Consider the following 22,856-nt stretch of genomic DNA (forward strand, 5'->3'; position numbering starts at 1 on the left):
AAAAAAAAAGCCGAATCATGAATGATTCGGCTTAAATATTAAGGTGAATAATATTAGTCTTTAGAAGAATTTACTGCTAAAGAAAATACTACTAAACCAAATCCAATCTTATTCACTGCATCACCAATGTTATAAACAACGTTCATAGACATTTGAGCTGCATCAATATCAGATACTAGTTGTAGTCCAAATAGACCACCTTCAGTACCCAAAATGTAACCTAAAGGATATATTGCCCATCCTACAAGTACAAACCAACATAAGATGTTGTGTGCTTTTAGTACTTGCCCACCTGCGGATACAGCCAATTTCTTAGCTTCTCCAAACCAGACAATGTAAACAATAATGAAATAAGCAATACCGGATGCAAGACCCCAAACCCATTGCATTGTTGGATTACCAATAGCGATTGCTTCTCCAAAGTAACCAGTTACAAGCATTACTACTGACCAGAAAATTAATTTCCACATCAATGATTGCTTAGCACCAGCAACTCTTAAAATTAAGAAGAATTCAACACACATAAGTGGTACTGTTAAGACCCAGTCTACATATCTAAAAAATGTAGGCGACTCTCCAACTTGATCCCAATAATCTCTCATGTAGAAGTAATGAACTGCTGCAATGAAAGTAATTAATCCGGAGACTAATACTGATGTTCTCCATTTTTTATCAAACTGACTTAGTGATAAAAAGAAAAAGGCAGAAGCGGCCATCATAGCCATACTACCTACGAAAAAAGTAAAACCAACATAATCGTCATTTGCGATTTTCGATACGTCGGCCAATAAGTACATAAATGTTCTCATAGCATTAAATAATTTAAGTTTGTTTATCCAAATGTAGGAATAAATTAAACATGAAATTTTACTTTTAGAAAAATTTTTGAATTATTTTTGCAATATATGAATGATTATAAACAGAAATTCTATAATTACATAATTCTCTTAACCCTTTTCGCAGTTGGCGCAACCGAAATCTTTTCACAAGACCTTCAGTATGTTATAGCCTTATTGGGAATCTTTAGCTTCGGTATTTTGCACGGTTCCAATGATCTTTTTGTGATAGAGAAATTAAACCAAAACGATAAACAAAAACAATTTTTGAAATCACTCTTCATCTACTTAGCAGTAGTCTTAGCCTTTGTCGTGGTCTTTTATGTTGTTCCCTTATTTGCTTTAATTGCTTTTGTACTTATTAGTGGTTATCATTTTGGAGAACAACATTTTCACGCTAAAATCTCCGATCAATCTTCGATTTTAGCGTCTTTTTTTTATTTATGTTACGGACTTTTAATTTTGTTCCTCCTTTTGTATTTAAACCTGGAAGAGGTAATTGTGATTATAAAAGACATGACTAGTTACACAGTACCTGATTCTCTATTCCTCATTGTATTAATAGCTTCATTTGTCTTAAGCCTAACCCTATTTTACTTTAACTCAGTAAATAATCCTGAGTTAAAATCCTCAGCCTTAGTCAATGTATTGTATTTGGTCATGTTTACAGTACTTTTTTATTTGAGCGACGTGGTGTGGGGATTTGCTGCATATTTTGTCCTTTGGCATAGTATTCCTTCACTAAAGGATCAAGTGAACTCACTTTACGGTAAATTTCATTTTAAAAATTTCATGAAATACTTTAAAAAAGCATTTCCATACTGGCTTGCTTCAATTTTAGGTATGGTAGTAGTAGTTTGGTTATTTAAAGACACCAAAAATTTTCTGTCCTTGCTTTTCGCTTTCATTGCCGCAATTACTTTTCCTCATGTATTTATTATGAGAAAATTATTTGATCGCCATTAGTCGTCTTGGATTCTCATTCTAAAAGTTTTACTGACTTCATCAAAGACAATGAAATCAGCTGGGAATAAAGTTTTAAAAGCACCCTTTTGAATTAATTCTGAAGGAGTTCCAAAATCAACTTTTCCTTTATCGATTAGTATGATTTTATCACAAAGCTGAAGCGCCAAATTGATTTCGTGAGATGCAAAAAGAATGCTTTTTTGAGAGGTTTTCACTATGGTCTTAAGCAGTTGTAGGACATAGGCTTTATGAAACATATCGAGATGTGTGGTGGGTTCATCCATTAATATTAATGGTGTATCCTGAGCCAAAGCTCTCGCGATCAAGACTTTTTGAAATTGACCGTCACTTAAGGAATCGCACAATTTATCTTTCTTCTGAATTAAATCCACCTGACTTAATGCTTTATTGACTTTTTCAACATCTATTTCGCTCAACTGTCCCATCCAATTGGTGTAAGGATGTCTTCCTAAAGCAACCAGCTCCATAACAGTCAGTTGTCTTGATACTGGTTCATTGGTTAAAACGAGACTTAGATATGAGCCTAAATTTTTATCATGAAGCCCTGATAATAACTGATTATCAATTTTTACTTCTCCAGACAAGGCGGGAATTTGACCCGAAAGCGTCTTAAGCAAAGTCGACTTACCGGAACCGTTTATACCTATTAAAGCTACAAGCTCTCCTGTTTTGATTTCAAAATTAATCGCTTCAGCAACAGAAATTACGCTTCTTTTTTCTTTGTAACCAAGGTTTAAAGAAGAAGCTGAAAGCAAAATTTTACTTTGATTAAATTCAGAAGACATATTAAAAATTCAGTTTTCGTTTTCTTAGTAACAGCCATATGACCACAGGAGCTCCGAATATGGAAGTGACAGCGTTTATTGGTAATGTACTCTCAGTTCCTGGTAGTTGAGCAATAATATCACACAGTAGCATCAATATTGCTCCCCCAAAAATGATACTTGGTAATAAAACTCTATGATCATTGGTGGGAACGAGTTGTCTTACCAAATGCGGTACGGCCAAGCCAACAAAGGCTATTGGCCCAGCAAATGCAGTAGCACTTCCAGCTAAAATAGAGGTTGAAACTATAATTAAAATCCTGTTTTTTTTCAATTGAACTCCCATGCTTTTGGCGTAATTCTCACCGAGCAATAAAGCATTGAGATTTTTGAGACAAAAGACAGCAAAGCTTAATCCGATAAACCAACAAAGGGATAAAATTCCAACTTCCTTCCAGGATAAATTACCTAAACTTCCAAAAGACCAGAATATATAAAGTTGAAGTTCATTGGAGCTGCTGAAATATGCCAAAACACTCACTATTGCGGAGGTAAGGCTTGCTACCATCAATCCTATAATAAGTAAAGTCATTGTGTCTTTTACTCTTTGTGCAGTGGAGAGCACAGCCAACATGACAAGTAGACTTCCGCCACTGGCCGATAGAATAATAGCCCATTTTGAATACAAAAACTCCCCTAAAAAACCTGATAATAAACTTGCGCCCATGATCAAAAAAGCCACGCCTAAGCTTGCACCACTACTCAATCCAAGTACATAAGGTCCAGCCAATGGATTTCTAAATAGAGTTTGCATCAAGAGACCGCTCACAGAGAGACCAGAACCAATTAGGATGGCGGTTATAGTTTTTGGGAGTCGATAATTTACAATGATATATTCCCAGGTTGAGTTCTCGATCGATAAACCAAACAAGCTTTTAAAGATATCCTCAAAAGGAATTGATACCGACCCTAAAGATAGACTCATAACGACCCCGACGAGCAACACGATAAATAAAAGGAAATGGTTTATAAAGGATTTACTCAACACTCAAGGGCTTAAAAAAAGTGAATTCTTCATTTTCTAAAAGTTCCGGATGGAAAATTTTCACTAAATCCTTTAGGATTAAATCTGGTCGGTTTGGGCCTAATTCATAAAATAAAACACCACCAGTCTCTCCAGTTATTCTGGCCATCGTATATATATTCTTTTCTTGAAAAGCCTCAAATTCCTGATAGTGAATATTGCTTTCTAAAAGCTGAGGGTAGGAAGTAAACTGACCTGGAGATATCCAGAATTCTGCATTTTGAGCATCTTGCAAAACGGTTTCAAAAGAGTAAGCAGCACTTCCTTTCCCTTCGGTATTTTTGTAGATATAATTTGCATTAGCATCTTTAAAGAATTGTGCCTGCCAGCTTGTGCCATAAGGCAGATACCAGCGATCTTGGTGCATAGCACCAGAAATAACCGTAGGTTGGTCTGAGATTTTAGAAGCTATTTTTTTTACTGAATTGTAAGTGGATTCTACCTGATTAAAAGATTGAATTGAAGCCTCCAACTCACCTAAAAAGACACCAAAAAATTTGATCCACTCAGCTTTGCCTAAAGCATCATTTTCCAGCCAATCTCCATTGTAAACAACAGGTATTCCTGAATTTTGTATCTGGTTCAAAGTTTTATTTTGTCCTTCAACAGCAAAACTGAATACCACATCAGGTTGGACCGAAAGTAGAACTTCAGTATTGAGGGATTCATTTTTCCCCAACTCTTTTATATTCCCATCATTAATCATTACTCTAGCTTCTTTTGAAGAGATATAGTCGAGGTTTGGAAAACCGACTAATTGATCTAATTTGTCTAAAGTTATCAATGAAGGAATGTGAGTTGTAGAGGTAGTCACTAGACTTTTTATGGGTAATTGGATCAAAACATCGTAAGTAATGTTATCAGGAATTTCACCATTTTCATTAATCAATAGGTATACTATATCCTTTTTAGCATTTTGCCAAGGGGAGTGAACCGTCACCTTAGCGAATTCAGGATACTCGTGGATTTCAAATCCATTGGCATATTCTATTTCAACTTCAGTGTAGTTTTGATTGTCATTAGATGATTCATCTACTTTTTTACACGCAAAAAAACATGAAATGATAATAAAAACTAGTAATGGCTTCATTCGATTTAATGTTTTGACAAAAGTATGATTATTTATTCTGAATCTAATCCATCAAAATTTTAAGCATTTAAAAATTCTAGCTACAAAATGAAGGCTTTCTTTAAGAAATGTATACTTTTGCATTGCATTTTGGTTCTCAAAGGTTATTTTAACTTTTGAAGATTAAAAGGGAATTCCGTTAAAATCGGAAGCTGTTCCCGCAACTGTAAGCTTAGTACACAATAGATGTACGCTTTATTCCTCAACTTCGTACCCACTGTTCTTCGGAATGGGAAGGTTGAATAAAGACGCAAGCCAGGAGACCTGCCTCGATGCTTAATTTAAAACGAAGACTTTCGGGATAAAAGTCAAGTGGTGTATGAAGTACTCAATAATTTACAGTGCCTTGGCGTGTTTAATAACAACGCTATGTTACTCACAGTTGGATTCCATTCAGAAATTGGATGAAGTGTTTGTAGTTGACCGTCAAATCAAAAGGTTTTCTACAGGACAAGTCTTGCAATCCATTTCCAGCAGAGCTCTGCAGGAAACTCCAGGCTTGCTGACTGATGTTTTGCAGGAAAATACGCCTATTTTCTTTAAGCAAAACGGCTATGGTATGGTTTCGTCGCCTAGTTTTAGAGGGACAACTGCCCAACAAACTGCCGTGGTTTGGAATGGATTTAATATCAATTCACAGTTCAACGGACAAACTGATTTCAATACCCTGTTGGTCGATGGATTTGATGAACTCTCCGTAAGACCAGGTGGTGGAAGTGTAATCTATGGAACAGGAGCTATTGGAGGGAGTATTCATTTAAAAAATGAATTAAAATTTAATGGTGAAACCAATGTAAACTTAAGTGCCAGAGCTGGAAGTTTTTCAACCTTTCAGAATTTATTAAAAGCTTCAACGTCTAGTGATAACTGGAGTTTATCGGTTGCTTTGTCCAGAATCTCTTCTGAAAATAATTACGACTGGCCTGAAACTGATCGACAAAATATTAATGGGCAGTTTGAACATTATAATGCCAACTTAAGTTTATCTCGAAAATTAGACCAAAACAATCGAATTACTTACCATGGGATGTATTTTAATGGAGACAGAAATTTTTCTTTGGTCTTCCGATCGGATACTCCTTCCAACTATGCAAATGAAGATCATCGACACATGTTGGAGTGGGAGAGTCGATTTTCTGAAGTGAAATCAGTTTTCAAACTCGCGTATTTTGATGAGTTTTCCGAATATACTGCTAACGTGAATACTCCCAGACCAACCGGAGCTACCGCTCAAAAAGCTCTTGCCCGGTATAGCTTGTTTTATACCTACAACAATTTTGATTTTAATGTGTTGAGTGAGTATAATTATAGTACTGCAGATGGAGATAATGTGCTTTCAGAAAGCAGGACGATTGCCAGCTTTGCATTTTTAAGCAAATACCATTGGGATGATCTTACTGCAGAACTTAGCGTTCGACAGGAATATTCTGATGTCTATGACAGCCCATTTTTATTTAGTTCTGGCCTCAATTATGAATTTTCAAATCATGTGGCGGCAAAAGTAAACGTATCCAAAAACTTTAGAATACCCACTTTCAATGATTTATACTGGGAGGGTAGTGGGAGAACGGATTTGTTGCCAGAAACCTCCAATCAAGCAGAAGCTTCACTAATTTTTTCGGACACCAAAGAAAAATATCAGTTATCCTTTACGGGATATTACAATGACATTACCAATTTGATTCGTTGGATTCCAAATACAGAAAACATCTGGCAACCCGAAAATGTCGATGAAGTCGAGACCTATGGATTGGAAGCGAATTTCAGAAGTCAGCTTCAGTATGGTGAGCATAAGTTGAGAATTAATTCCTTGTATGCGTATACCATTTCTGAGAACAAACAGACAGGCTTTCAACTGACGTATGTACCTAAGCACCAGTTTAAAAATAATCTAACTTACGAATTCGGTCGATTTTCAACTAAAGTTCAAAATTTATATAACGGCGAAGTTTTTACCAGAGCAAATAATAGTGAAGGTGATATTTTGGAAGATTATATGCTTTGGAACGCCAGCGTTTCTTACTTATTCCCTGAATTACTAGATTTAAAATTATCATTTCAAGTGAGGAACATATCAGATACACCTTATCAAACTGTAGAAAACAGACCCTTGCCGGGAAGGCATTTTTTTATACAAACACAACTTAATTTTTAAAATTTAGATTACATGAAACAGTATTCAAACTTATTTTTATTGCTCTTATCTATCCTCATCTTATCCTGTAACAGTGATGACGACAACAATGAGCCTTTTATTCCGGATGGAGATTATTTTGATGGAACGCTTATTTTAAATGAAGGAGGGTTCTCAGGGAGCTCTTCGGTTTCTTTTATTTCGAATGACCTCAGTGAAGTAGAAAATTCTATTTTCGAGAATACTAATGCCGATCAAAATGTTGGGTTATTTCCTCAATCTATATTTTTTGATGGTGATAGAGCTTTTATCATCTCCAATGGTTCAAATAAAATTAGTGTAGTCAATCGATTTACTTTTGAATTGTTAGAAACTATAGATGACGACTTAAATGTCCCACGGTATGGAACTGTTCTTAATGGGAAAGTTTATGTCACAAATCAGGCTGCTTTTGATTCAGATCAAGATGATTTTGTAGCAGTTATTGACCTTGAAACTCTGCAAGTAGAAGAAACGGTCTTAGTAGGAGCTGTAGCAAACCATATAGTAAATACAAATGGAAATGTTTATATACAAAATCCTTCCCTCTTTGGTAGTGAAAATCCAGTTAATAGTATTTCTGTTTTTAATCCTTCAAGCAATAGCATTGACGACGTAATACAGGTAGGTGATGATTTAAATTCTTTAAAAGCTTTCAATAATAAAATTTATGCTCTAGATGATGATGGTGTGAAAATCATAAATACAGCAAATTTTAGTATTGAAACAAGAATTAATAAACCTGAAAATTTGATATCTCTCAATAATTTAAGGATTGAAAGCGGACAGATGTATTACACCTCTGGAACAGCAGTTTATTCTTCTTCTCTTTCTTCAACTGAATTATCATCAGAAGTCATTTTTGATTATGAAAGTGAATTTGCTAATGGAACACTTTATGGATTTGATATTCATGATGGTCAATTTTATTTGGCAGATGCTGCTGACTTTGCCTCTAACGGTACAGTTTTTATTTATTCTTCTTCCGGAGATTTATTAGCCGATTTTACAGTTGGTTTGGCTCCGAACAGTTTTTATTTTCAGTAATTCTTTATCCTCTCTTTATTAACAGCTTTATACAGAAATGTATAAAGCTGTTTTCATTTAGAATGTATTCTATTAACATAAAATTTGTAATTTCGAATTTGTTACCTCCAACTCTCAAACTTGCTAAAACGACTAAAAACGCTGTTACAACAATCCACTTTTTTGAAAGTAAGTTCTTTCAACAGTTTTTCAGTGGTTTTAAAGATGATTACTGGTTTAGGAGTATCAAAGCTTACAGCTATTTATTTAGGACCACAGGGACTTGCTCTGATAGGAAACTTAAGAAATGGTCTAGAATTATTTCATAAATTTTCAAGCGGTGGTTTAGCCAATGCAGTTGTGAAATATTCTGCAGAAAACAAATCCAACCCTAAAGCATTTTCTTCGTTCATGTCAACATTAATTTGGTTTGGATTAATTGCTTGTATAATAACTATGAGCATTATTTTTTTCTTTTCTGAATTTATTAATGAGTTCATTTTTGATTCAAGAGATTTTGTTTTCATTATTCGTGTTATGGCTCTTGTTTTGCCTTTACATGTAATGAATATTTATCTAATTTCATTTTTGAAAGGCTTTAGCGAGTTCAATAAAGTGATCAAAATTAATATTGCCTCTCATATCTTAAATCTTTTACTTTTTGGAATTTTAATTTTTATAATAGATTTAAAAGGAGCTTTATTGGCTGTAGTTTTGGTTCCTTCGGTAATGCTTCTTTTTACATTGTATCATACAAAAATTCACTTTGGAACACTTTCATCATTTTCTTTAAGTGAATTTTCATCTCCAATGCTTAAAAATTTAAGTCAATTTGCATTTATGTATTTAATTTCTGGTGTGAGTTTTCCTTTGGTATTCTTAGGAATTAGAAATTTTTTGATAAATAACATAGGAGAAGTAGGTGCTGGCTACTGGGAGTCTACAATACGAATTTCAAATTATTACTTATTATTTGTATTATCATTATTGAACTTATATATATTGCCAAAATTGGCAGAAGCCCAAACTAAATTGCAGTTTAGAGAAATCATTTTATCTTTTTATAAACAGATATTGCCTTTTTTTATATTGGGATTGGTCTTGGTATATTTACTTAGAGATTGGATTGTGCGACTTATTTTTTCAGAAGAATTTTTGCCAGCTACAGACTTGTTTTTTTGGCAAATGCTAGGCGACTTTTTTCGAGTATTAGCCTTAGTCATGGTCTATCAGTTTCATGCTAAAAAAATGATGTGGCACTATATTTTAACCGATTTGTTTTTAGCTTTAGGCTTATATTTTTCAGCATTATTTTTAATTCCTAAAGTCGGATTGGAGGGCGTAGTGATAGGACACGCACTTACTTACTTCTTATACTTTATTTTAATTTTAACCGTTTTTAGAAAGGCTTTGATAATGGAAAAGTAATGACCTCAGAACCAACATTAGAAATACTTATCTCCACGATGAACAGGAAAGATCTTAACTTCCTGAAAGCAATCTTTACTTATCATCAACCGATAGATTTTCTTATTTTGATAGTGAATCAAACTAAACTGAAAGAAGATTTAGTTTCTGATGAGGATAATATTCGTGTGATCAATTCCAGAGAGTTTGGCTTAAGTAAAAGTCGTAATCTTGCTATAGAAAACTCAATTGGAGATATTTTGGTTATCGCTGATGATGATATAGAATATTTACCAAATTTTAAAAAGACCATTTTGGAAGCCTATGAGAAGTATAACCAAGCGAGTTTAATTTCTTTTCAGTATTTGGATAAACATAGTGCATTGAGTAAAATATATCCTAAAAAAGAAGGATATATCAAACATACAAAGCAATATTTGTCATCTGTAGAAATGACTTTTAAAGCAAGTCACATCCAAGAGCATAAGCTGAGATTTAATGTTGATTTTGGACTTGGTGCTAAATTTGTTTGTGCAGAAGAACAGCTTTTAAGGCATGAGGTTATTTCTCGGGGTTTAAAAGTGGTTTTTGTAGGAACACCGATTTTGATTCACAAAGGAAAAACCTCTGCTTCAGATATGGGGAGGCCAAATTTGATAAGAGCTACCACAGCCTATAAGTATTTAGTTTATAAAAATTGGGCCTATATTTGGCTGTTTAAGTACGTTTTTTTTCTTTATAGGCACGATTGTATACCTTTTGTAGATATGCTAAAGGCTTATCGATACGGTCAAGAAGGAATTTTAGAGATCATAAGAACCAATAGATGAATCAAAAGTTTAAGTTAATAATCTTATGGATGTTTCCACTATTTGCCTCGTTATTCCTTCAAGGATTAAGCTTTGGTTGGAATAGAGTAGTTTTAGGTAATTCGCTTGAAAACTTTTTCACTCTTCTTATTCTATTATCTTTACTACTACTTTTAACTGCTAAAACCAGGAAGATTGTTCAATACCTTTTCTATGTGTTATGGACTCTCAGCTGTCTCATAGAGACTATTTACTACTACATTTTCAAAGCAAACCTAAGTGCTTCTTCCATATATATATTGCTAGAAACTAATCTTGCAGAGTCCAAAGAATTTTTTGAATTCTATCTTAGTCCTTCCATATTATTAATGGTAATTGGATATTTAATATTTATCATCTTATTTTTTGTTAATGGTCTTATCTTAAATATTGATGTATCGAATTTTAAAAGAAAGTTATTGCCATTTTTCACTCTTATCTTATCTGTAGTTTTCCTTTTAAAAACCGGATACATTCAATACAACTTTGCATTCTTGACTTTGAAATCTATCAAAGAATATATAGTTGAATACAAAGAAATTGACTCATTCAATATCGATAAATCTATAGTAGATATTAAAGGCTTCTCTTTCAACGATAACTTAGAAAAAGCAACTTTTGTACTTATACTCGGAGAATCTACTACAAGAAGCCGGTTGAGTCTCCATGGATACTCTAGAAATACAACGCCATATCTTAAGAGCATTCAAAGTAATTTGAAGGTTTACGATAATGTCATTAGCCCCAATGCATTTACAATAGGTTCTCTTAGAAAAGTGTTGACCTTGAATGGATTAAGTGATGCAAATGATTTTTCAATTATTCAATTAATGAATCAAGCAGGTTTTAAAACCTTTTGGATATCCAATCAAAGACCAATTGGAGAGTACGAAAGTTTGGTTACAAAAATTGCATCTGCAAGCGATGTTTACAAAATTAAAAATACAGCTCTTGATGGAAGTATTACACCACACGATGAGGTGTTAATTCCTTTATTTGAAAAGGCGCTAGATGATGATGCTCCTTTGAAATTTATTGTTTTACATCCTCTCGGAACACATATGAAGTACTCGGATAGGTATCCAGAGGCTTTTCAAAAATTTAAAGGTGAGAGTCCGTCAAATTTTAAAAATGTTCGAGCACAACAATTGTCTAATGATTACGATAATGCGATACTGTATCATGATCATTTTATAGAACAGATTCATAAGCAACTACAAGTCTTAGAAGAACCCTCCTATATGATTTATTTTTCAGATCATGGCGAAGAGGTTTTTACTGACATAAATTTTGCAGGGCACATGGATGATAATCCGACAAAATCCATGTATGAAATTCCTTTCTTTCTTTGGACAAATTCTAAATTTAAAGTTATTATACCTTTGGCTAACAACCTTAAATTACCATATTCAATACAATATTTTATGCATAGTTTCTCGGATTTAAACGGAATCAAATTCGAGGAATTTGATTCTAGTAAAAGCATTTTTTCTGAAGATTTTAAAACTCAAAAACGAATCATAGCCAACGATATCGACTACGACTTATATTTTGAAAATACATCACAAAATAATTGAATAGATTTATCCAAAAGCTGTTAGATACATACCTCTTTTCATTAATAAAACTTGAATGGTTTTTAAGAATCTCAAAAATAAGGGAGGTAACTTCAACAGAAATTTTTGTTTATTATTAAGATGTAGAGGGTCTATTTCTGAAATCACTTTTTTCCACAATATATCCCCCTCTAGTTTACATCGAATTACCAGAGCATATCTATTGATGTCAAGATAATTTTTTAAAGACGGATGTTGCCTCTCTTCTAATTTATATTTAGAAATAAAGTAAAACCGATCTGAATTGTATTTAGATTTAGCTAAGTTGTTTTCGCTGTCTTTGTAATATCGCATGCCTACTTTTGGTTGAAAGGCTACTGAGAATTTTAAAGCGGCTCTAGCAAAAAAATCTAAATCCTGAGCTGTTCTCAATCTTACATCAAAAGGACCAATCACTTGAAACTTGTCTTTACTGAAAGCGGCAGATGAGGTCCAAATAATAGGGTTGACTAAGCTAGCTTCAAAATAATTATCAATAATTTGAGGACTTTCTCTTAAATTAATATTGAAATCTGCTTTTCTGGTGGTTTTGTTCTGCATTATAATTTCATAAGCATCGCAATAAACACCTGCATTTGGAAACAATTCTATAAGTTGCTTTAGCGAACTTAGATGATGCGGATACCAATAATCATCTGCATCTAGTAAGGCAATGTATTGGCCTTTGGCTTTTGTAATGCCATTATTTCGCGCAGCAGAAACCCCTTGGTTTTTCTGTGAAATCACTCTTATCCGTGAATCTTTTATGGTGTTAACTTTCTCTAAGCTATGGTCTGTAGAACCATCATTTATTACAATCACTTCAAAATTTTTATACTCTTGTTTTAATACACTATCTAAAGTTTTTAGAATATAATTTTCTTTATTAAAAAGAGGGATAACAATTGAAAAGAAGTAGTTCATCGCCTGTTGATTTTACAGAAATAGCCCAATTTATAGATATTGAACAAAGTCAAATTGTTTCTATCTGATGTCAACCCATTTCGGATCTTATTCTCGAAAAAAATAAATAACTGAGAAATAACTACTTCAAGCTTAAGCGATTTAATTTTTTCATAGACTTTCAATAATTGAATTTCTTTGGCAGGAATTAGTTTAGAATTATAAATGGTTTTTAAATTTATTAAAGCCCTCTCAGTTTTATCAACAAAAATTGAATTTTCATCTATGTCTTTGTGAATAACAGGGTTATCTATATGTTCAACATGGCTTCGTCTTTTTTTCAACTCATATGCAAATAAAGTGTCTTCATAGCCATATTTGGTAAGAATTTCATTAAATCTTATACACTGAAAAAGCTCTTTTTTAATGAGCAGATTGTTTGTTAATGTTGATAAATAAGGCTTTCTTAAGCGTTCAATTACTGTTTTGTCTTCTTTATAAAACCCATATTTCCACCGGAGTTTATTAGTTTTTTCTTTTATATATTCATGTCTTCTACCCCCATATATAGCTTCAGTTTCTTGAGAAACTGCAGATAAGTAGGTAGATAAAAACTGATCAGTTTTGGGTAAAACATCACAATCTAAAATAAGGAGATATTCGTAATTGGCATGTTTGGCCAACAGGTTTATGATTCCACTTCTACCTAAATTGCGTTCTAGATAATCGTAATTTAGATTATATTTTTGAGCTGTTTTTTTATTTTTTTCAATATAATGACTAGAATGATCATCAAAAGCTATAATCTCTACAGTATTATCTAGATTATTTATTTGTTTTTTTAATTCTACAACTAATTGAGTAATATCAAAATTATAAATAGGAATAAGAATAGAGAGCATTATTGAGTTTGATAGTTAAGTTCACTATAATATTTATCGCAAAATCAAAATTTTTAGTCTAGGCAATTATTTATTTATACTCTTTTTTTAAATTTTATTCTGGAACAGGAAACCCTCTATCTCGCATTAAAGCGTCAATTTCCGCGTCTCTACCCCTAAACTGTCTATAAGCCTTTGCTGGATCTATGGCATTTCTTGGTGCGAAAAGAAACTTTACTAATTTTTCGGAAAGATCTTCATCATAAAACCCACCATCTACTTCAGCAAATGCTTCTGCAGCATCAGAAGTCAATACGTCGGCCCACAGGTAACCATAGTAACCTGTGGCATACCCTTCACCAGAAAACACATGCCCAAAGTGAGGACTTCGATGGCGCATGACGAGCTCCTCTGGCATCTTTAATTCGTCTAAAGTTTCTTTTTCAAAAGTTTTAGGATCAATCTCACTTGGATTTGTGGTATGGTATTTCATATCCATAATGGCTGAAGCCAAAAATTCTGTAGTGGCAAAGCCTTGATTGAATTTTGATGCTTTTTTGATTTTCGCTATCAATTCTTCTGGCATAGGTTGGCCAGTTTCGTAATGTTTTAGATAATTATTAATGACTTCATCGGTATAAATCCAACGTTCCAGTAGCTGTGATTGAAATTCAGTATAATCTCTCACACCACCATTTAAGGTCGGATACTTAACGTCAGCACTCAAAAAATGAAGTGCATGACCAAATTCATGAAAGAAGGTTTCAGCATCATCCCATGATACTAACACGGGCTCACCCTCTGCTGCTTTTACGAAGTTGGAATTGTTGGAAGCCAGGACATTGGTTTCTCCATCGTAGCTTGTATAAGATCGGTAAGTGGTTGCCCAGGCTCCGGAGCGCTTCCCTTTTCTTGCATAAGGATCCAGGTAAAAAAGACCAATATGTTCACCATTAGATTTGCTGGTGACTTCATAAACTTTTACATCTTGATGAAAAACAGGGACACTGCCGTCTGTAATTTCAGAAAATTCAAAGTCAAAAAGTCTGCCTGCTACATAAAAAATAGCATCCGTAAGGTTGTCTAAAACCAAGTATTCTTTAACTTCTTCAGAATCCAAATCATATTTTTCTTGTCTTACTTTTTCTGCGTAGTAGCGGTAGTCCCAGGCTTCTATTTCGATTCCAGCGTTTTCTTTATTAGCTACTTCCTGCATGTCCTCAACTTCTTCTTCAACTCTGGCAATTGCAGAAGGCCAAACGGCCATCAGTAAATTCATAGCATTTTCTGGATTTTTCGCCATTCTGTCTTGAAGTCTCCATTGTGCATAATTGTCATATCCTAAGAGCGCTACACGTTCATCTCTTAGCTTTAGAATTTTCTTTATCAATTCATTATTGTCGTACTCATCATCGTTATCGCCTCTGGAATAATAATTTCTCCAAACTTTCTCTCGTAATTCTCTTTCATCAGAATAGGTCAGGAAAGGATCCATTGAAGATCTTGTATTTACAATTGCATATTGCTCTGGTTGTCCTTGTCGTTCTGCTTCTTTTTTAGCTGACCTGATAAATGAGTCTGATAATCCGCCTAATTGATTCTCATCCAAAAATGTCACGTAATTCTCTTCGTCGTGAAGTATATTATTTGAAAAATCAGTGTAAAGTTTGGACAATTCTTTATTGATTTCAGCATACCTCCCTTTTCCTGCAGCATCTAAATTAGCTCCATTCATTTCGAAAGATTTGTAGACCAATTCTACTACACGTTGTTCTTGACGCTCTAAGTTGTCTTCCAAGCTATTGTCGTGGACTGTTTTTATTCTCTTAAAAAGCTCCTCATTTTGAAGAATTTTAGACTGGTAATCTGATAATTTTGGTGATAATTTTTGCTGAATATCTCTAAACTCTTCGGAAGATAAATTACTACTCCAGATTCCATAATACGTATAAACTCGGTCTACCAGTTTACCGGCTCTTTCCAAAGCTTCTATGGTATTTTCAAAAGTAGCTGGTTCACTAGAGTTCGCTATGTCTTCTATTTCTGATAAATGATTTCCTATCGCTTGATCCATTGCAGGTTCAAGATCCTCAAGTTGCATGGATTCAAAATTTGGAACTCCTTCATAAGGACCATCCCATTCTTTAAGAAGTGAATTTTCTGTCATTAAACTGTCTTTTGCTTTTTCCTTATATGCTATACTTAATGTAAGCAAACTTAATATGATAAGTTTCGAATGAATTTTCATGAATTATGGTTTATTGCTGTTGTTGTTTCTGGACGACTTCAAAAAGACGTTGTCCATCGCATTTTATAGTTTTCGAAGGATATTTTAATAACAAGGCATAATCGTGAGTGGCCATTAGAATGGTGTTACCGTTGGCGTTAATTTCTTGCAGAACCTGCATCACTTCTACAGAGGTTTGCGGATCGAGGTTCCCCGTGGGTTCATCAGCTAGAATGAGTTCAGGATCATTTAGTAAAGCTCTGGCAATGGCAACTCTTTGTTGTTCTCCACCGGAAAGTTGGTAAGGGAATTTAAAACTTTTAGTTTTCATTCCTACCTTATCCAGAACTTCATCAATTTTTTGTTGCATTTTCGATTTGTCTTTCCAGCCTGTAGCTTTCAATACGAAAATCAAATTTTCACTTACATTTCTATCATTTAGTAGCTTAAAATCCTGGAAGACAACCCCAAGTTTTCGCCTCAAAAATGGAATCTCTTTATCTTTAAGATCCTTTAACTCGAATCCTACAATTTGCCCAAAGCCACTTTTTAATGGTAAATCTGCATAAAGTGTTTTCATAAAACTACTCTTTCCAGTTCCTGTTTTACCTATAAGGTAAACAAATTCACCTTTTTTAATTTCGATATTTACATCAGATAAAATAAGAGTTTCCCTCTGGAATATACTGGCGTTGTTAAGTTCAAGAATGGTTTCGGTCATATGGATTACTAGAAAAAAATTTGAGCCTAAATATAGGATTATTTCGTTGAGCAAGAAAAAATCAATTTCATAATCATCATAATTAAAATTAAGGCTCAGCGTTATATGTATATATAATTTTATCTTTGATTTATACTTAATAAACCGTCTTAAAATGCCTAAAATTTTCTTTTCAATTATTTTTATAGCCTTTACATCAGTATATGCACAGCAAAGTCAGCAGAAAGTAGATGTGATTGGTGAATACCAAGAAGCAATAAATTTTTTCAATCAGAACCAATTTGAAATTGCGATTAAAACATTTCGAAGAATTTATCCAGATATTGAAAGTGATCAGTTAAAATCAAATATTGATTATTTTCTTGCAAAATCAGCAATTGAACTTGGCCAACCGCAGGCTGATGAGATGATGGAAAAATTCATTAAAAATAATCCTACAAGCTTAAAAACCAACAAAGCTTATTTAGAGGTTGGTAATTATTATTTTCAGAATAAAGATTTTAATAAGGCAAATAAGTGGTTAAGTCAGGTTAATACAAGTTCTTTATCAAGAGACGAACTTAAGACCTACCAATTCAATTATGGGTACACAAATTTCAGAACAAAGAATTATAAAAAAGCTCAGCAATTATTTGATAATGTAAGAAATGACAAAGAGTATGGAGCTCAAGCTAAATACTATATTGGTTTCATTGCATATGAAGAAAATGAATATGAATCTGCTTCAGAATTATTTGATGAGGCTAGGAGGGAAGGTGTGAAAGGAAATAACATTTCTTATTTCCAAAGCGATATGAATTTCAAATTGGGAAATTTTGAAAAAGCTATCGAATTGGGTCTTGATCAACTGAAAAAATCCAATGCCAGAGAGCGTTCACAACTTAATAAAATCATAGGTGAAAGCTATTTTAATCTGAAGCAATACCCTGAAGCGATTCAATATCTTAAGGAATATAGAGGGGATAGGGGAAAGTGGAATAACACGGATTACTACCAGCTTGGTTATGCTTATTACGAAACTGGGGATTATGAATCTGCAATCGATGAATTTTCAAAAATTTTAGACGGACAGGATGCAGTTGCTCAAAATGCTTATTATCACCTAGCTAAATCTTATTTGAAAACAGATAAAAAAACTCAGGCGCTCAATGCTTTCAAGAATGTTACTGAAATGAACTTCAATGATGAGCTGAAGAAAGATGCTTATTTGAATTACGCAAAGCTGAGTTACGAGATTGGGAATCCATATAATTCGGTTCCAGAAGTACTTCAGTCCTACATGGAAAAATATCCTGATTCTGGTGACCTAAATGGTATCGGTGATCTTCTCATTGATTCTTACCTCACTTCCAAAAATTATGAGAAAGCAATTTCAATGCTAGAAGGTTCCAGAGATTACAACAATAAAGTTGCTTATCAAAAAGTATCATATTATTATGGAATCGAACTTTTCAAGGACAACCAACTTCGTGAAGCAAAAAAGTATTTTAATAAATCTTTATCCCAGCGCCTAGGTTCAGAATATACTGCTAAAGCAACTTACTGGAAGGCTGAAGTTGATTATGCTTTAGCTAACTATAATGAAGCTCTAGTTGGTTATAAAGAATTTAAAGGAATGTCTACAGCAAAAAACCTTCCTGAATATTATTCAATAGATTATAACATAGCATATTCCTATTTTAAAACTAAAAGCTATAGATTATCCACTTCATTCTTTGAGAATTTTATTAAAGTTGAAAGACCATCACAACGACTTCACGATGCACATGTAAGATTGGGAGATGCTCATTTTGCTCTGGGAGAGTACTGGCCAGCTATGGAATCTTACAATAATGCAATTGCAATGACGGAATACAAGAGCGATTATGCTTTTTTTCAGAAAGCATATAGCTACGGATTTGTAGATAGAAATGAACAAAAAATTCAAAATTTGAACTTGTTTGTCGAAAATTACCCAAGTTCCATTTATGTAGATGATGCTTTATACGAGCTTGGAAACACGTATGTTGCCGAACAAAAAGATGAATTAGCCATTAAGGCTTACCAAAGAATTCTATCTAATTATTCAATGAGCTTGTATTATCCTCAAGCCCTTTCAAAACAGGCCTTGATTTATTATAATCAAGAGAGTTACAATGAAGCCCTAGGAAAATTCAAGCAATTAGTAAAAGAATTTCCAAATTCACAAGAGGCTTTACAAGCTGTACAAACTGTTCGTTTGATCTATATTGATTTAGGCGAAATAGATCAATATGCAAGCTGGGTTAATACTTTAGATTTTGTGGAAGTGGCAGATTCAGATATTGAAGAAGCGACTTATGAATCGGCCGAAAACAAATTTCTAGATAATGATACTCAAAAGGCCATTTCAGGATTCAAAACTTATTTGAAAGAGTTTCCAAATGGGAAAAATAGTTTGAGGGCAAATTTCTATTTAGCTCAGTTGCTTTATAATGAGGAAAATTTTCAAGAATCTTTGCCGTATTACAAAGCTGTAGTGAATAGTCGATCAAGTGAATTTACAGAAGAATCGCTGAGAAGATTGTCACAAGTCTATTTATCCAATGAAAATTATGATGAAGCTATAGAAAGCTTATCCAGATTGGAAACTGAAGCTAGCTTTTCTCAAAACATACTTTTCGCCCAATCTAATTTAATGAAAGCCTATTATGAAATCGAAAATTATGACAGAGCACTTATCTATGCTGAATTAATTTTGTCTAAAGATGTAAAAGATGAAGAAATATTAAGTGACGCCAAGCTATTTATTGCCAGATCTTCGCTGAAGGTTGGCGATGAAAAACGTGCGGAATCTGCATATCAAGACGTTTCTGAAATAGCAACAGGAAAGCTAAAAGCCGAAGCTCTCTACTACGATGCTTACTTCAAAAATAAATCAGGTGACTATAAAGCATCGACAGAGGTAGTTCAAGACCTTACAAAAAATTATTCCAGATACAGAGACTTTGGAGTTAAGGGATTGTTGTTGATGGCGAAAAACTTCAATGCTTTAGGGGATAATTATAATGCTACATACATTCTTGAGAACATCATAAAGAACTTTGAATCTTTTCCTGAGGCAATATCTGAAGCTCAGCAATTGTTGAAGAGTATAAAAGCCGAAGCATCAGAAACTAATTCTTCAGTAGAAATAGATCAAAACTAATAGTCAATTAGTTCATATCATACAAAAAGCCCTCACTGAGGGCTTTTTGTATGAATTACTGATTTTTAAATCAAAAATTTTACCCTAAATAAGTTTTAAGGATTGTGCTTCTCGATGTGTGTTTTAATCGTCTTACGCCTTTTTCTTTAATTTGACGAACACGTTCTCTGGTAAGACCAAAGGTCTCACCAATTTCTTCTAGCGTCATAGGCTGTTGATTCCCTAAACCAAAATAAAGTCTTATGACATCAGCTTCTCTTGTAGTTAAGGTTTCCAGTGCTCTTTCAATCTCCGTTTGAAGTGACTCATGTAACAGACTATTTTCAGGATTTGGAGATTCTCCAAATTTTAAAACATCATATAGATTGGAATCTTCACCTTCAATAAGGGGAGCGTCCATTGATAAGTGACGGCCAGAATTTTTTAGGGATTCTTTTACATCATTTACAGTCATTTCCAATTCTTTTGCAATTTCATCCGGACTTGGAGGTCTTTGATGACGTTGTTCCAAAATTGCAAAGGTCTTGTTGATTTTATTGATAGAACCAATTTTGTTCAGTGGAAGTCTAACCACTCGCGATTGTTCTGCCAATGCTGAAAGTATGGATTGTCTGATCCACCACACAGCGTAAGAAATGAATTTGAAACCTCTGGTTTCATCAAAGCGTTTAGCAGCTTTTATCAATCCAAGATTTCCCTCATTTATAAGATCGGGTAGGGTAAGACCCTGGTTTTGGTATTGTTTAGATACCGATACCACAAACCTTAAGTTTGCTTTTGTTAATTTCTCAAGTGCAAGATCGTCTCCAGCTTTGATTCTTTGAGCTAATTCAACCTCTTCTTCAGCTGTAATTAAATCTACTTTTCCAATTTCTTGGAGATACTTGTCTAGGGATGCAGTTTCTCTGTTGGTAACCTGCTTGGTAATTTTAAGTTGTCTCATTTAGATATATCCTCGATTATCATTTTATCTACACATCATTTTACGATGTGAAGACAAGAAATGTTACAGCAGTCTTTAAAAAAATCTTCATGTTAATATCTTTGATACAAAAAAAGCCTGCTTATGATTGATAAGCAGGCTTTTAAAAACTGAAATAATTTTTTAAAATTATTCTCTTATATGACCATCACCCCAAACGTAATATTTGTTTGTGACTAATTGTTTAAGTCCTAAAGGACCTCTGTGGTGGAGTTTATCTGTAGAGATGGCAAGTTCTGCACCAACTCCCATTTGTCCACCATCTGTGAATCGTGTGGATGCATTTTGATAGACAGCTGCACAATCAATTTGTTGCATGAAGTTTAAAGCCAACTCATTATTTTCTGTGATAATAACTGATGAATGACCTCCTGAGTATTTATTTATTTTTTCGACTGCTTCATCGAAAGAATCCACTGAACTTAAAACAATTTTCATTGCTAAAAATTCTTCTCTCCAGGTATCTTCTGTAGGAAGTGTTGGGTAGTCTATGATTTCTTTTACCTTACTATCGGCAAGAATTTCAACATCATACTCATTGTCCAACGTGTCAGCAAGATCTTTAACTTTAGCTTCAAAATCTGGTAGATTTGAATCTATAAGTACTTTATCTAAAGCATTACATCCAGAAATTTTATCGGTTTTAGCGTTTATAATCACTTTTTTAGCAATATCCCAATCCGCATCTGGTGCAACATAGAGGAAATTATTACCTCGACCACTTATCAGTACAGCGCATGTAGCTGTTTTCTTGACAAAATCTATAAGTTTTTCACCACCTCTTGGAACAATTAAATCCATTTTTTCTGGTGGATTACTTAAAAATTCTCTGGTTTCTTCTCGGTTGAGGTGAAGCAGTTTAATCCAATCTTTAGACAATCCATTTTCTTCTAAAGCTTGATGCCAACATTCTTCAAGAATAATATTACTGTGATTAGCTTCTTTACCACCTTTAAGGAAAATTTTATTATTGGCTTTAAAAGCTAAAACTGCAGCCTCAATAGTCACATCAGGTCTGGATTCGTAAATAATCATTATAGTTCCAAAAGGATCCGTTTTATTTACGATTTTTAAGCCTGTATCTAAAGTTCTTTCAGAAATAGTGTTTCCTACTGGATCTCCCTGCTCTTTTACTTCCTTGATAGCTTGTATCATACCATCAACCTTTTTTTGGTCAACAATCAATCTATCATAAAGGGCTTGATCATCTCGATTGAATGACTCTAGGTCTTTTTTATTCTCTTCGATGATTTCATTTCTTCTTTTATCTATAATTGTCATCATAGATTGAAGAACATTATTTTTTGTTTTAGTATCTAATAATTTCATTTCAATTTATTTTTTAGACAGTAAATTTTGTACCGACTTCTTTGCCTTCGAGTATGTCAATAATGACATTCTCTTCTTTACCATTGGCTATATAAGTGGGTATGTTTTTACTTGCCGTCATTTTTGCAATTTTAAGTTTAGACTCCATGCCTCCTCGGCCTTCGCCTTCTCCTTTTTCATTTTCTTGAACGTATTTCTCAACGTCATCGTGCACACGTACATGTCTTAGTAATTCTGAATCTTCATGATCTGGATGACCAGTGTATAAACCATCAATATCGGTTAGCATAATAAGCATATCTGCTCCAACTAACTCTGAAACTAAACTTGCTAATTCATCATTGTCAGAAAACATTGACATGGACAAAGACACTGCATCATCTTCATTTGCTATAGGTATAATGCCTTCGGTCAATAGACCTTCATAGCAATTGATCATATTTTCGCGATATTTTCCAGGAGCAAAGTCCCTTTTAGTCGCCAAAATTTGTCCACATCTCATACCAAAATCATGAAACATCGTGTAGTAATGTCTCATCATTCGAGGTTGACCCACCGATGAATATACCTGGCGTCGTGTTGTTTTATCTTCAGACAAGCATGAACCAATAACTTCTTTACCAGCAATGGCAGAACCTGAAGAGACTAGAATCGTAATTATATCTCTTTCATAGAGGTATGCGATTTGTCTTACTAAGTTTTTCAGTATTGGTCCTACAATTCTATTGTTGGTGTTGGTCATTACGTTTGTTCCAACCTTAACTACTATACGTTTCGAATGCATGTCTTCTAAGTTTA

Annotated in this window: 18 protein-coding genes and 1 riboswitch; of the genes, 7 read left to right on the forward strand and 11 right to left on the reverse strand. The window is 33.7% G+C overall.

What is annotated here, in order from left to right:
* Window positions 1-53 precede the first annotated feature (53 nt).
* A complete protein-coding gene (locus LB449_RS05240) occupies window positions 54-809 on the reverse strand; it encodes a bacteriorhodopsin-like (RefSeq protein WP_224454016.1) in 756 nt (251 codons plus the stop codon).
* 96 nt (window positions 810-905) lie between these two features.
* Between LB449_RS05240 and LB449_RS05245 the strand changes: the two genes are divergently transcribed.
* Window positions 906-1,802 carry a Brp/Blh family beta-carotene 15,15'-dioxygenase gene (locus LB449_RS05245; RefSeq protein WP_224454017.1) on the forward strand — a complete coding sequence of 299 codons (897 nt, stop codon included), beginning with the start codon at window positions 906-908 and terminating at the stop codon, window positions 1,800-1,802.
* On the opposite strand, the gene LB449_RS05250 is transcribed toward LB449_RS05245, so the two are convergent.
* The 3 genes from LB449_RS05250 to LB449_RS05260 are packed head-to-tail and all read right to left on the reverse strand — an operon-like array spanning window position 1,799 to window position 4,761.
* A complete protein-coding gene (locus LB449_RS05250; RefSeq protein ID WP_224454018.1) occupies window positions 1,799-2,608 on the reverse strand; it encodes an ABC transporter ATP-binding protein in 810 nt (269 codons plus the stop codon). The two genes, LB449_RS05245 and LB449_RS05250, sit on opposite strands and share 4 nt — an antisense overlap.
* A 1-nt stretch (window position 2,609) precedes the next feature.
* Window positions 2,610-3,632: a FecCD family ABC transporter permease gene (locus LB449_RS05255; protein ID WP_224454019.1), complete on the reverse strand. Its 1,023-nt coding sequence runs from the start codon at window positions 3,630-3,632 to the stop codon at window positions 2,610-2,612.
* The gene (locus LB449_RS05260) at window positions 3,625-4,761 is read right to left on the reverse strand and encodes an ABC transporter substrate-binding protein (protein WP_224454020.1); all 1,137 of its coding nucleotides are present in this window, start codon (window positions 4,759-4,761) and stop codon (window positions 3,625-3,627) included. The genes LB449_RS05255 and LB449_RS05260 overlap by 8 nt, the downstream gene beginning before the upstream one ends.
* A gap of 113 nt (window positions 4,762-4,874) precedes the next feature.
* Window positions 4,875-5,086, forward strand: a riboswitch (cobalamin riboswitch).
* 33 nt (window positions 5,087-5,119) lie between these two features.
* On the opposite strand from LB449_RS05260, the gene LB449_RS05265 reads away from it, so the two are divergent.
* The 5 genes from LB449_RS05265 (at window position 5,120) to LB449_RS05285 (ending at window position 11,831) form a co-directional block, all read left to right on the forward strand.
* Window positions 5,120-6,955, forward strand: coding sequence for a TonB-dependent receptor plug domain-containing protein (locus tag LB449_RS05265; protein ID WP_224454021.1), 1,836 nt, complete (start codon window positions 5,120-5,122; stop codon window positions 6,953-6,955).
* Between the two features lie 12 nt (window positions 6,956-6,967).
* On the forward strand, window positions 6,968-8,020 hold the full coding sequence (locus LB449_RS05270) for a YncE family protein (RefSeq protein WP_224454022.1): 1,053 nt from the start codon (window positions 6,968-6,970) through the stop codon (window positions 8,018-8,020).
* Between the two features lie 204 nt (window positions 8,021-8,224).
* Window positions 8,225-9,427, forward strand: a complete 1,203-nt coding sequence (locus LB449_RS05275) for an O-antigen translocase (protein WP_262901843.1) — start codon at window positions 8,225-8,227, stop codon at window positions 9,425-9,427.
* The gene (locus tag LB449_RS05280) at window positions 9,427-10,236 is read left to right on the forward strand and encodes a glycosyltransferase family A protein (RefSeq protein ID WP_224454023.1); all 810 of its coding nucleotides are present in this window, start codon (window positions 9,427-9,429) and stop codon (window positions 10,234-10,236) included. Before LB449_RS05275 ends, LB449_RS05280 begins: the two co-directional genes overlap by 1 nt.
* Window positions 10,237-10,265: 29 nt before the next feature.
* Window positions 10,266-11,831, forward strand: coding sequence for a sulfatase-like hydrolase/transferase (locus LB449_RS05285; RefSeq protein ID WP_224454024.1), 1,566 nt, complete (start codon window positions 10,266-10,268; stop codon window positions 11,829-11,831).
* A gap of 6 nt (window positions 11,832-11,837) precedes the next feature.
* On the opposite strand, the gene LB449_RS05290 is transcribed toward LB449_RS05285, so the two are convergent.
* The 4 genes from LB449_RS05290 to LB449_RS05305 all read right to left on the reverse strand — a co-directional run bounded on the left by LB449_RS05290 (window position 11,838) and on the right by LB449_RS05305 (window position 16,581).
* Window positions 11,838-12,773 carry a glycosyltransferase family 2 protein gene (locus LB449_RS05290; RefSeq protein WP_224454025.1) on the reverse strand — a complete coding sequence of 312 codons (936 nt, stop codon included), beginning with the start codon at window positions 12,771-12,773 and terminating at the stop codon, window positions 11,838-11,840.
* Window positions 12,770-13,654: a glycosyltransferase family 2 protein gene (locus tag LB449_RS05295; RefSeq protein WP_224454026.1), complete on the reverse strand. Its 885-nt coding sequence runs from the start codon at window positions 13,652-13,654 to the stop codon at window positions 12,770-12,772. Before LB449_RS05295 ends, LB449_RS05290 begins: the two co-directional genes overlap by 4 nt.
* 94 nt (window positions 13,655-13,748) lie before the next feature.
* Entirely contained in the window at window positions 13,749-15,881 is a 2,133-nt protein-coding gene (locus tag LB449_RS05300; RefSeq protein WP_224454027.1) for a M3 family metallopeptidase, read from the reverse strand.
* Between the two features lie 10 nt (window positions 15,882-15,891).
* The gene (locus LB449_RS05305) at window positions 15,892-16,581 is read right to left on the reverse strand and encodes a cell division ATP-binding protein FtsE (protein WP_224454028.1); all 690 of its coding nucleotides are present in this window, start codon (window positions 16,579-16,581) and stop codon (window positions 15,892-15,894) included.
* A gap of 154 nt (window positions 16,582-16,735) precedes the next feature.
* Between LB449_RS05305 and LB449_RS05310 the strand changes: the two genes are divergently transcribed.
* A complete protein-coding gene (locus tag LB449_RS05310; RefSeq protein ID WP_224454029.1) occupies window positions 16,736-19,747 on the forward strand; it encodes a tetratricopeptide repeat protein in 3,012 nt (1,003 codons plus the stop codon).
* Window positions 19,748-19,826: 79 nt separating this feature from the next.
* On the opposite strand, the gene LB449_RS05315 is transcribed toward LB449_RS05310, so the two are convergent.
* The 3 genes from LB449_RS05315 to proB form a co-directional block, all read right to left on the reverse strand.
* Window positions 19,827-20,690 (reverse strand): sigma-70 family RNA polymerase sigma factor, encoded by an 864-nt coding sequence (locus LB449_RS05315; protein ID WP_224454030.1) that lies wholly within the window; start codon window positions 20,688-20,690, stop codon window positions 19,827-19,829.
* A 168-nt stretch (window positions 20,691-20,858) separates the two neighbouring features.
* The gene (locus LB449_RS05320; protein WP_224454031.1) at window positions 20,859-22,058 is read right to left on the reverse strand and encodes a glutamate-5-semialdehyde dehydrogenase; all 1,200 of its coding nucleotides are present in this window, start codon (window positions 22,056-22,058) and stop codon (window positions 20,859-20,861) included.
* A gap of 13 nt (window positions 22,059-22,071) precedes the next feature.
* A complete protein-coding gene (gene proB, locus LB449_RS05325) occupies window positions 22,072-22,842 on the reverse strand; it encodes a glutamate 5-kinase (RefSeq protein WP_224454032.1) in 771 nt (256 codons plus the stop codon).
* Between the last annotated feature and the right edge of the window lie 14 nt (window positions 22,843-22,856).

This window comes from Psychroflexus lacisalsi, from assembly GCF_020164495.1.
Classification (GTDB): Bacteria; Bacteroidota; Bacteroidia; order Flavobacteriales; family Flavobacteriaceae; genus Psychroflexus; species Psychroflexus lacisalsi.

Excerpts from the sequence above, each read along its gene's own strand:
- LB449_RS05240 (WP_224454016.1), bottom strand. The coding sequence starts at position 809 with ATGAGAACATTTATGTACTTATTGGCCGACGTATCGAAAATCGCAAAT.
- LB449_RS05245 (WP_224454017.1), top strand. The coding sequence starts at position 906 with ATGAATGATTATAAACAGAAATTCTATAATTACATAATTCTCTTAACC.
- LB449_RS05250 (WP_224454018.1), bottom strand. The coding sequence starts at position 2,608 with ATGTCTTCTGAATTTAATCAAAGTAAAATTTTGCTTTCAGCTTCTTCT.
- LB449_RS05260 (WP_224454020.1), bottom strand. The coding sequence starts at position 4,761 with ATGAAGCCATTACTAGTTTTTATTATCATTTCATGTTTTTTTGCGTGT.
- LB449_RS05265 (WP_224454021.1), top strand. The coding sequence starts at position 5,120 with ATGAAGTACTCAATAATTTACAGTGCCTTGGCGTGTTTAATAACAACG.
- LB449_RS05270 (WP_224454022.1), top strand. The coding sequence starts at position 6,968 with ATGAAACAGTATTCAAACTTATTTTTATTGCTCTTATCTATCCTCATC.
- LB449_RS05275 (WP_262901843.1), top strand. The coding sequence starts at position 8,225 with ATGATTACTGGTTTAGGAGTATCAAAGCTTACAGCTATTTATTTAGGA.
- LB449_RS05280 (WP_224454023.1), top strand. The coding sequence starts at position 9,427 with ATGACCTCAGAACCAACATTAGAAATACTTATCTCCACGATGAACAGG.
- LB449_RS05285 (WP_224454024.1), top strand. The coding sequence starts at position 10,266 with ATGTTTCCACTATTTGCCTCGTTATTCCTTCAAGGATTAAGCTTTGGT.
- LB449_RS05290 (WP_224454025.1), bottom strand. The coding sequence starts at position 12,773 with ATGAACTACTTCTTTTCAATTGTTATCCCTCTTTTTAATAAAGAAAAT.
- LB449_RS05295 (WP_224454026.1), bottom strand. The coding sequence starts at position 13,654 with ATGCTCTCTATTCTTATTCCTATTTATAATTTTGATATTACTCAATTA.
- LB449_RS05300 (WP_224454027.1), bottom strand. The coding sequence starts at position 15,881 with ATGAAAATTCATTCGAAACTTATCATATTAAGTTTGCTTACATTAAGT.
- LB449_RS05305 (WP_224454028.1), bottom strand. The coding sequence starts at position 16,581 with ATGACCGAAACCATTCTTGAACTTAACAACGCCAGTATATTCCAGAGG.
- LB449_RS05310 (WP_224454029.1), top strand. The coding sequence starts at position 16,736 with ATGCCTAAAATTTTCTTTTCAATTATTTTTATAGCCTTTACATCAGTA.
- LB449_RS05315 (WP_224454030.1), bottom strand. The coding sequence starts at position 20,690 with ATGAGACAACTTAAAATTACCAAGCAGGTTACCAACAGAGAAACTGCA.
- LB449_RS05320 (WP_224454031.1), bottom strand. The coding sequence starts at position 22,058 with ATGAAATTATTAGATACTAAAACAAAAAATAATGTTCTTCAATCTATG.
- proB (WP_224454032.1), bottom strand. The coding sequence starts at position 22,842 with ATGCATTCGAAACGTATAGTAGTTAAGGTTGGAACAAACGTAATGACC.